We start from the raw sequence: 9,389 nt of genomic DNA, 5'->3' as shown, positions 1-9,389 counted from the left end.
TGATCCGCACCACCGCCGACCAGACGTTCACCGTCGACCCCTGCAACCTCCAACTGCTCTACCAGGGTCGGGCCACCAACTCCGGCGGCGACTACGGCCTGCTGCCGTACCGGCCGGGTCTGCTGACGCTGCAGCGCTAGTCGGACGAGGAGAGATTCGATGAGGAAACTCAGACTGCCCCGTACCGCGCTGGTGACGGCCGGCACGGTGCTGCTCGCCTCGGCGGCGGCCGCCGTGGCGATGCCGGCCGGGGCCGCCGCCGCCGGTTGTTCGGTGAACTACGCGGTGGCGTCGCAGTGGCAGGGCGGCTTCGGCGCCAACGTCACCATCACCAACCTCGGCGACCCGGTCTCGGGCTGGACGCTCACCTGGTCCTACGGTGCCGGTCAGACCGTCACCCAGGCGTGGAGCGCCACGGTCACCCAGAGCGGCGCGAACGTCACCGCCAAGAACGTCGACTACAACGGTTCCATCCCCACCAACGGCACCGCGTCGTTCGGCTTCAACGGCGCGTGGACCAGCAGCAACCCGGCCCCCACCAGCTTCGCGCTGAACGGGGTCACCTGCACCGGCGGCACCGCCCCGACCACGTCGCCGACCAGCTCACCCACCCCGACGCCGACGCCGACGTCGTCGCCGTCCACGCCGCCCCCGAACGGGCCGGCGGACATCACGGTGAACACCGCCACGAAGTACCAGACCGTGGACGGGTTCGGCGCGGCGGTGTCGATCTGGGGTGGCGCGTGGTCGACGGCGGAGACGCAGACGCTCGTCGGATTGGGCCCCAACCAGCTCGGCCTGTCCATCGTGCGCACCGGCCTGTCGCCGGTGTCGAGCGAGTGGGGAACGCAGGTCAGCGCGCTGAAGACGGCCAAGTCGTACGGGTCGAACGTGAAGATCATGGCGTCGCCCTGGACGGCGCCGGCGGCCTGGAAGACGAACAACAGCCGGACCAACGGCGGCAAGTTGAAGACCGACTACTACGACGACTACGCCAACCACCTCAACAGCTACGTCCAGTACATGCGCAACCAGGGCGTCACCATCGACGTCACCTCGGTGCAGAACGAGCCGGACTGGCACCCGGACTACGACTCGATGGACTGGAGCGGCACCGAGTTGCAGACCTTCGTGCGCGAACAGGGCGCGAAGGTGCAGAACACGAAGCTGATGGTCGCCGAGGCGGTGAACCTGAACTACAGCTACACCGACCCGACGCTGAACGACGCGGCGGCCCGCAACAACATCGGTTACATCGGCGGGCACCTCTACGGCACCGAGGCGTCCGGCCGGCTGAAGCCGTACACGCTGGCCCAGCAGTACAACAAGCCGGTGTGGATGACCGAGTGGAACCTGCACGAGGCCGACGGCAGCGGCTCCAACATCTGGGGCAACCCGAGCAACGCGGCGGCCTGGAACGAGACGCTGGACGACATCATGCGCACCGTGCACAAGTCGATGGAGTCCAACTGGAGCGCCTACGTCTGGTGGTACGGCAAGCGCTACTACTCGTTCATCGGTGACGGCGAGGCCGCGTACGGCACGACGGCGGGCGCGCCGCTGAAGCGCGGGTACGCGTTCTCGCAGTTCGCCAAGTACGTCCGTCCGGGCTACCAGCGGGTCGCTCTGACGAAGAGTTCGAAGGCGTCCCCGCTGGAGGTGACTGCCTACCAGGGCGACGGCAAGGTCACGCTGGTCATCCTGAACCGCTCGACCAGCGCGGTGAACAACGCCGTCATCCAGGCGCCGCAGAACGTGTCGAAGGCGGAGTACGTTGCCACCTCGCAGAACGCGAGCGCGGCGAGCCAGTCGGTCGGCGTGAACGGGAACCAGGTCTCCGTGAACGTCGGCGCCCGCAGCATCTCCACGGTGGTGCTGACCCTCTGAGAACGGTGGGGGCGGGAGCGGCATCACCGCTCCCGCCCCCACGCGGGGTTCAGCTCGCGTACGTCTCGAACTCGCCGACCCTCGGCGTACCGTTCGAGCTGGTGATCCTGAAGTTGATCTTCTGGAGCGACGTGGCGGCGAAGCTGATCGCACCCGCTCCGCTCCCCGAGGCGAGAACCGCACCGGTGTCGTTGTTGACGAGCTGCCAGGACCCGATCGAACCCTGGGTGCCGGACGGTTCCCGGATGATCACCCGGGACACCCGGGTGGCGGAGCCCCACTTGATCGAGATGGTGCCGGTCGAACCGGACGGCGACCACCAGGTGCCGAGGTCGGCGTCGCGCACGTTGCCGTAGCTGGTGCCGTCGGCCTTGCTGGAACCGTCCGCGCCGGCGCCGGACGCGAGGCTCAGGTTGGTCCCGCTGGGCGGCGGCGGACTGGTGGTCGTCGGCGGCGGGGTGGTCGGCGCGGGCGTGGTCGGCGCCGGCGTGGTGGGCGGCGGGGACTGCGGGGTGCAGTTGCCGTCCGACGTCCGCAGGCCGGTGTTGGCGCCCGCCGTCTGGCGGACGATGTCCGGCACGCAGCTCGCCCCGTCGAGGCGGTACGAGTAGGGGATGGCGACCGTGGTGGTGGACGTCGGGTTCGGCCCGGCCGGGTAGTTCTCGTTGCCCGGGGCCGACCAGGTCACGTTGTCGAAGATGTTGCCGCCGACCTGCCAGCTGCCGCGCTCGTTGGTGTAGAACGTGCCGAGCACGTCCTTGGAGTTGCGGAAGTAGTTGTTCTCCACCTTGGCCCGGGCGCCGGCGCGGGAGTTGATGCCGGACTCGTGCAGCCCGGTGTAGTGGTTGTTGTACATGTGCGCGACACCGCCGCGCAGCAGCGGCGTGCGGGAGTCGATGTTCTCGTAGAGGTTGTGGTCGAACGTGATGAAGCTGTTCGACCGGTCGCTCTCGCTGGAGCCGATGAGCCCGCCGCGGCCGGAGTTGCGCAGGATGCTGTAGGACAGCGTCACGTACTGGGTGTCGTCCTTCATGTCGAAGAGGCCGTCGAAGCCCTCCGCCTCCCCGCCGGACGCCTCCAGCGTGACGTGGTCGACCCAGACGTTGCGGACCGTGCTCTCCATGCCGATGGCGTCGCCGCCGTTGGAGGTGGGCGAGCCCGACTTCTTGACGTTCCGCACCGTGACGTTCTGGATGATGATGTTGCGGGAGTCACGGATGTGGATGCCGAGCTGATCGAAGACGGCGCCGCCGCCCACCCCGATGATGGTGACGTTGCTGATCTGCTTCAACTCGATCACGCCGGCCGCGGTGTTGCAGCTCGAACCCGAGACCTTTGTGGTGTTGCCGTGGTTGATGGTCCCGGAGACCTCGATGATGATCGGGGTGCTGCTGCTGGCCCGGTTGCAGAGCGCGGCGTGGATCGCGGTCCCGGTGGTGGCGCGCACCGTCTGCCCGCCCGCGCCGCCGGTGGTCCCGCCGTTCTGGGTCGCGAAGCCGGTGGCGGTCCCGGCCGCCGCCGACGCCTGCGGGGTCGGCATGGCCACGGCGACCGCGATCCCCACCGCCGCGGTGGCCAACGTGGCCTGAAGTCGCCGTGTGACTGGTCGTTCCATGGACGCCTCGATTCGTTTTCGCGCATGCCGGATCGACCGGCTGCCGCCGAACAGGAAAAGGTGAGTTCCGGCGACACGATCAGGCGTGCCACCAGCGGATACCCTCCATTCGCGGCGCCCGGCCCGCGAATGAAACATCGATGTGACGCAATCGTAAGAAAGCGCTTTCGCTGAGGGCAAGAGCTGGCGTTTGCAGGTTTTTTGCACCAGCTCGGGGACGCCGGGGACCGGTCAGGTTTCCGACCTCGTCGCTCCCGGTAGTGGCCCGGGCCCGGGCGTCAGCTCCACAATGGGATCGTGCGGACGCGACGATGGGTGATCATCGGGGTGGGTTCGGCGGTCGCCACCGGGTTGGCGACGACTGCCGTGGTGTTCGGCCTGCGTGGCGTGGAGGTCGCGAGTTGGCTGGCCGGGGTGGCCAGCCTGGTGGTGGCCATCGCTGCCGCCGTGTCCGCTCCGTCGTCGTCCGCGCCGTCGCCGCCGAAGACAACTCCCGGGGCGACCGGTGACCGGTCGGTGACCACCGGCGAGATCAGCGGCATCGTCTCGACCGGGGACAACGCACGGAACGTCCAGCGGCGATGAGGTGGCCGTTCGGGGACCGCCGGCCGCGTTCCGCGGGTTCCGTGCCGGTGACCGGGCCGCTCGTTCCGGGGGCGGCCTCGCGGGACGTCTCGGTGCGCGGTGACGTCTCCGGCATCGCTTCCACCGGTGACTTCGCGATCAATCTGCAGACCACTGTCGATCACGCGACCGTGGTGCCGCCCGAGGCACTGGTGGCGCCGGAGCTGGTCCCCGCGCCGGCCGGGTTGACCAACCTGCCGGGGCGGCACGAGGTGTTCGTGGGGCGTGCGGAGGAGCTGAAGCGGCTGGACACCACCGCCGCGGAGCCGGGCGTCGTGGTGGTGCAGGCGGTGCACGGGCTCGGCGGAATCGGCAAGAGCACACTCGTGGCACGGTGGGCAGCCCAGCACGAGGGCAGGTTCCGGCCGATCTGGTGGATCACGGCGGACAGCCCGACCGGTGTGGACGCGGGGCTGGTGGCGCTGGCCGGCGGGCTACGGCCGGGGCTGTCGGCGCTGATGCCGGCCACGGTGTTGCGCGAGTGGGCGGTACGGTGGCTGGCCTCGCACGACGGCTGGCTGCTGGTGCTCGACAACGTGACCGATCCGGCCGACATGACGGATCTGGTGAGGCGGTTGCCGCAGGGACGGATCGTGGTCACCAGTCGCCGGGCGACGGGATGGCCGCAGTTGGTGACGAGACTGCGGCTGGACGTACTCGACCTCGACGAGGCGGCCGCCTTGCTGACCCGGGTCGCCGCTCATGGCGGCGTGGCCGTGGACGAGGCCGACGCGCGAGCTCTCTGCGTCGAGTTGGGGTGTCTGCCGTTGGCGGTGGAGCAGGCCGGGGCCTACATGGCACAGACCGGCACGGGGGCGGGCGAGTACCTGGGCCTGCTGGCGCGGTATCCGGCCGACCTCTTCCGCGACGGCGAAGAAGGCCGGGCCGGGCATCGAACGGTCGCCCGGGTCTGGCAGGTGACCCTCGACGCGTTGGCCGACGACCCGCTGCCGGGACGGTTGCTGCGTCTGCTGGCCTGGTATGCCTCGGAGCCGATTCCGCGGATGTTGATCGATGCTCTCGACGGAACGAGCAGGCCGGCGGTCAACCGGGCAATCGGGCGGCTCGCCGCGTACAACATGATCACCGTCGACGCGAGCACGGGAGAGATCACCGTGCACCGCCTGGTGCAGGCTGTCGCCCGGGTCCCCGACGAGGACAGCGCCCACCGCCAGCCGGCTGACATCGCGGACGCCCGCGGGGAAGCGGTGGCCAGGCTGCATGACGCCCTGCCGTCCGGCCACGACGACCCCGCGTCATGGCCTCGCTGGCGTGCCGTGCTCCCGCACCTGGAAGCGGCCGTCGTGATCCATCCCCGCAACCCGTCGTCGGATGCCGAACTGGTCAACATCGAAGCGTTCCTGCTCAATCTCGCCGGGATGTTCCTCGTGGACCAGGGCGACCTCCCCCGGGCGACCGCCTACCTGGAACGAGCGCTCGCCGACTGCCGCCGGGTTCTCCGCGACGATCACCCGGACACGCTGGCCTCGATGGACAATCTCGCCAGCGCCCATCAGAAGGCCGGCGACCTGGAGCGGGCGATCCTCCTGTGCGAGCAGGTCCTCGTCGACCGCCGTCGGGTACTGGGCGACGACCATCCGAAGACCTTCACGTCGGTGAACAATCTCGCCCACGCCTACCACGCGTCAGGCGACCTGGAACGAGCCATCCCCCTGTTCAGGAAGGCGCTCACCGACCGCCGTCGGGTACTGGGCGAAGACCACCCCGACACCCTGAACTCGGTCAACAACCTCGGTTACGCCTACCACGCGGCGGGCGACCTCGAAAAGGCGTTCGCCCTGTTCAAAAAGGTGCTCACCGATCGCCGTCGGATACTCGGCGAGGACCATCCGAGGACGCTCACCTCGGCGAACAATCTCGCCAGCACCTACCAGACAGCGGGACACCTGGAAGCCGCGATCGACCTGTTTCAAGGGGTGCTCACGGATTGCCGCCGGGTGTTGGGCGAGGACCACCCCGACACCCTCACCTCAGTCAACAACCTCGCCAGCGCCTACCAGCGGGCGGGCCACGTCGGGCACGCGATCCCGCTGCTCAGGGAGACGCTCACCAGACGCCGTCGGGTGCTGGGCGAGGACCACCCCGACACCTTCATCTCACTCAACAACCTCGCCATCGCCTACCAGTCAGCAGGGAATCTGAAACAGGCCGTACCCCTGTTCGAGCAGGCGCTCAACTGCTGCCGCCGAGTTCTGGGCGAGAATCATGCCCTCACCCGCTCGGTGCGCGCGAACACCGAGCGCGCGCTCCGGGAACCACGAGGCGTGCGACGTGGCCCGAGGCGCCGAAAAGCAGGACGCCGGTGACGGATCCGCCCGTGGTGGTCCCGGAGCCACCTGACGGAGGAGCGGGATTCGTCGGGCGTCCTTGACCTGTCGGATCAGGTCAAGGACCGTCCGACCGCCGGGCACCGCTCCTAGGCGGCGGGGGCGCAGCAGGCGTTCTCGGCGGGCTTCTCCAGCCGCGGCGAGTCGGCCTTGACGGTGTAGACCTCCCAGCGCTCGTCGCCGGGGCCACGCACCCAGACCTTGTCCTGCAACGCGTAGCAGCACTCGGTGTCGTTCTCGGCCAGCGTGACGAGGCCGGAGTCGGTCAGGCGACGGGTGGCGGCGTCGACCTCGTCGGTGCTGGGCACCTCGACGCCCAGGTGGTCCAGCGCGGTGGGCTGCTCGGCCTCCCCTTCGAGCAGGACGAGCTTCAGGGGCGGGTTCTCGATGGCGAAGTTGGCGTAGCCGGGGCGGCGCTTGGCCGGCTCGACGCCGAACAGCTTGGCGTAGAACGCGACGGAGCCTTCGAGGTCGGACACGCGCAGGGCGAGCTGGACTCGGGACACGATGACCTTCTCCTTGCCTAGATGACTGTCGAAGCAGCCCCCAGGTTGCCGGCTGTTTTGATGTCTGTCAAGCTAGACGCATGTCAAAACAAGCGGACCCGGACGTGGCCGCCTGCTGCGCCCCGATCGCGGCCCGCCCCCTGGGGCCCGATCAGGCCGCAGTGATCGCGCCCCTGTTCAAGGCGCTGGGTGACCCGATCCGGCTGCGACTGATGTCGATGATCGCCTCGGTGCCGGAGATCTGCGTCTGCGATCTCACCCCGGCCTTCGACCTGTCCGGGCCGACCATCTCGCACCACCTCAAGGTTCTCCGCGAGGCCGGCCTGGTCGATGCCGACCGGCGTGGGACCTGGGTCTGGTACCGCGTCCGGCCCGAGGCGCTCCGGCAGCTCGGCGCGCTGCTGGAGATCACGGCCGCCGCCGGCGAGGGGCGCCCGGCGTGAGCCTCCCCCTGTCCCGGCGGGCATCGGCCGAATTCGCCGGCACCGCGCTGCTGGTCACCGCCGTCATCGGCTCGGGCGTCGCCGCCACCCGACTGTCCCCCACCGACACCGGGCTGCAACTGCTGGAGAACGCGATCGCCACCGCCCTCGCCCTGGGCGCGCTCATCCTGACGTTCGGCCCGGTCTCCGGCGCGCACCTCAACCCGGTCGTCTCCGCCGTCGACTGGTGGCTGGGCCGCCGCGCCGGCACCGGCCTGACCGGGCGCGACCTCGCCGCGTACGCGATCGCCCAGACAGCCGGCGCGACAGCCGGCGCCGTCCTCGCCCACCTGATGTTCGACCTGCCGGCGGTGGCCTGGTCCCGCACCGACCGGGGTGGCGGGCACCTGTGGCTGGCCGAGGTGGTCGCCACCGCCGGCCTGGTCCTGCTGATCTTCGCGCTGGCCCGCTCCGGCCGCACCGCCGCCGCGCCGGCCGCGGTCGGGGCGTACATCGGCGCGGCCTACTGGTTCACGTCGTCGACCTCGTTCGCCAACCCGGCCGTCACGGTCGGCCGGGCGTTCTCGGACACGTTCGCCGGCATCGCCCCGGCCTCGGTGCCCGGCTTCGTGGTCGCCCAGATCGTCGGCGGCCTGGTCGCCGTCGCCGCGCTCGCCCTCTGGTACCCCCACGCCGGCGAAACCGCCGACGCCGTGGTCGTGCCCCACCTCACCTCGGAGACCGAAGCCCGATGAGTCACAAACCCACCGTCCTGTTCGTCTGCGTCCACAACGCCGGCCGCTCCCAGATGGCCGCCGGCTGGCTGCGCCACCTCGCCGGGGACGCCGTCGAGGTGCGCTCCGCCGGCAGCGAGCCCGCCGACCGGATCAACCCGGTCGCCGTCGAGGCCATGCGCGAGGTCGGCATCGACATCACCGACCGGACCCCGGCCCGGCTCACCTGGGACGCCGCCGAGGCCAGCGACGTCATCGTCACCATGGGGTGCGGCGACGCCTGCCCGGTGTTCCCCGGCAAACGCTACGAGGACTGGCAGCTCACCGATCCGGCCGGCCGGTCGCTGGACGTCGTCCGTCAGGTCCGCGACGAGATCCGGCAGCGGGTGGCGCACCTGATCAGCAGCCTCGACGCCCCGGCGTAGCCGACCCCACCGGCCGGGGCCGGAACGCGGCGGAGCACAGCAACGGCACGCACACCAGCGCCAGCGCGACGTCGACACAGATCATGTTCCGCACTGCCCCCAGCTCGCCGAACACCCGCTCGACGAGCAGGCCCGCCACCATGTTGTTCCCGGCGTGCGCCAGGCTGGTGGCCCACACCGAACCGGTCCGGGCGTAGAGCCAGCACAGCATCACCTGGAACAGCACGAACATCAGCGTCCAGAGCGCCATGCTCACGGTGTGGTCGGGAAACTCGGCGTACCCGAGATAGGCCAGCGGGTAGTGCCAGACCGCCCAGACGAGCCCGGTCGCGAGCACCGACGCACGGGGCCGGCCCGGCAGCAGGCGGGGCCAGAGGAAGCTGGTCCAGCCGAACTCCTCCCCCCAGTAGACCGGCGTCGTCACCAGTTGCAGGATCAGCAGCAGCGCGACGCCGCCCGGCCCACCCACCGGGGACAGGTCCGGCCGCCACCACCCCGACGCGGCGGCGCAGCCGAAGGCGAGGAACGTGACGGCCAGCGGCGCGAACCAGGCGATCAGCCAGTGTCGCCACGCGCTCCGCAGCCGCAACCGCAGCCCCGCGTCGGCGAACCCCTCCCGGGTGACCCACCGGCGCACCACCACGGCCCCGATCGCCGGCATCATCGCCACCGGCAGTTGGACCAGCGGGTCCACCAGTGACCAGCCCAGCACCGACCGGGCGAGGAAGAGGTACGGCCAGGTGCCGCCGAACGCGATGGCCAGGAAGACGACGATGCCCCGTACGCGATGTGACATGCCCCTGAGCTGATCATCAGGACGGCGGCGCG

General features: G+C 70.1%; 9 protein-coding genes. 6 read left to right on the top strand and 3 right to left on the bottom strand.

Annotated features, from left to right (window positions below):
* The first annotated feature begins 159 nt into the window (after positions 1-159).
* Positions 160-1,887, top strand: a complete 1,728-nt coding sequence (locus C8054_RS05670; protein ID WP_107155645.1) for a cellulose binding domain-containing protein — start codon at positions 160-162, stop codon at positions 1,885-1,887.
* A 49-nt stretch (positions 1,888-1,936) separates the two neighbouring features.
* On the opposite strand, the gene C8054_RS05665 is transcribed toward C8054_RS05670, so the two are convergent.
* Complete coding sequence (locus tag C8054_RS05665; protein ID WP_107155644.1) at positions 1,937-3,502, bottom strand: polysaccharide lyase family 1 protein; 1,566 nt, start codon at positions 3,500-3,502, stop codon at positions 1,937-1,939.
* 297 nt (positions 3,503-3,799) lie between these two features.
* Between C8054_RS05665 and C8054_RS05660 the strand changes: the two genes are divergently transcribed.
* Together C8054_RS05660 and C8054_RS05655 are read left to right on the top strand one after the other, a co-directional pair.
* Positions 3,800-4,087: a hypothetical protein gene (locus tag C8054_RS05660; RefSeq protein WP_107155643.1), complete on the top strand. Its 288-nt coding sequence runs from the start codon at positions 3,800-3,802 to the stop codon at positions 4,085-4,087.
* Between the two features lie 92 nt (positions 4,088-4,179).
* Positions 4,180-6,453, top strand: a complete 2,274-nt coding sequence (locus C8054_RS05655) for a tetratricopeptide repeat protein (RefSeq protein WP_158273810.1) — start codon at positions 4,180-4,182, stop codon at positions 6,451-6,453.
* A 110-nt stretch (positions 6,454-6,563) separates the two neighbouring features.
* On the opposite strand, the gene C8054_RS05650 is transcribed toward C8054_RS05655, so the two are convergent.
* Positions 6,564-6,980, bottom strand: a complete 417-nt coding sequence (locus C8054_RS05650; RefSeq protein ID WP_107155641.1) for an ArsI/CadI family heavy metal resistance metalloenzyme — start codon at positions 6,978-6,980, stop codon at positions 6,564-6,566.
* Positions 6,981-7,060: 80 nt separating this feature from the next.
* Between C8054_RS05650 and C8054_RS05645 the strand changes: the two genes are divergently transcribed.
* The 3 genes from C8054_RS05645 to C8054_RS05635 are packed head-to-tail and all read left to right on the top strand — an operon-like array spanning position 7,061 to position 8,561.
* Positions 7,061-7,423 (top strand): metalloregulator ArsR/SmtB family transcription factor, encoded by a 363-nt coding sequence (locus C8054_RS05645; RefSeq protein WP_107155640.1) that lies wholly within the window; start codon positions 7,061-7,063, stop codon positions 7,421-7,423.
* The gene (locus C8054_RS05640) at positions 7,420-8,157 is read left to right on the top strand and encodes an aquaporin (RefSeq protein ID WP_107155639.1); all 738 of its coding nucleotides are present in this window, start codon (positions 7,420-7,422) and stop codon (positions 8,155-8,157) included. Before C8054_RS05645 ends, C8054_RS05640 begins: the two co-directional genes overlap by 4 nt.
* Entirely contained in the window at positions 8,154-8,561 is a 408-nt protein-coding gene (locus C8054_RS05635) for an arsenate reductase ArsC (RefSeq protein WP_107155638.1), read from the top strand. Before C8054_RS05640 ends, C8054_RS05635 begins: the two co-directional genes overlap by 4 nt.
* Here the strand turns inward: C8054_RS05635 and C8054_RS05630 are convergent.
* Positions 8,536-9,357, bottom strand: coding sequence for a CPBP family intramembrane glutamic endopeptidase (locus tag C8054_RS05630; protein WP_107155637.1), 822 nt, complete (start codon positions 9,355-9,357; stop codon positions 8,536-8,538). The two genes, C8054_RS05635 and C8054_RS05630, sit on opposite strands and share 26 nt — an antisense overlap.
* Between the last annotated feature and the right edge of the window lie 32 nt (positions 9,358-9,389).

Source organism: Micromonospora sp. RP3T, assembly GCF_003027925.1.
Classification (GTDB): Bacteria; Actinomycetota; Actinomycetes; order Mycobacteriales; family Micromonosporaceae; genus Micromonospora.
This window is presented reverse-complemented; position numbering and strand designations above follow the sequence as displayed.

What these genes read in the sequence shown, in the direction of transcription:
- C8054_RS05630 (WP_107155637.1), bottom strand. Translation starts at nt 9,357, where the DNA reads ATGTCACATCGCGTACGGGGCATCGTCGTCTTCCTGGCCATCGCGTTC.
- C8054_RS05645 (WP_107155640.1), top strand. Translation starts at nt 7,061, where the DNA reads ATGTCAAAACAAGCGGACCCGGACGTGGCCGCCTGCTGCGCCCCGATC.
- C8054_RS05665 (WP_107155644.1), bottom strand. Translation starts at nt 3,502, where the DNA reads ATGGAACGACCAGTCACACGGCGACTTCAGGCCACGTTGGCCACCGCG.
- C8054_RS05635 (WP_107155638.1), top strand. Translation starts at nt 8,154, where the DNA reads ATGAGTCACAAACCCACCGTCCTGTTCGTCTGCGTCCACAACGCCGGC.
- C8054_RS05670 (WP_107155645.1), top strand. Translation starts at nt 160, where the DNA reads ATGAGGAAACTCAGACTGCCCCGTACCGCGCTGGTGACGGCCGGCACG.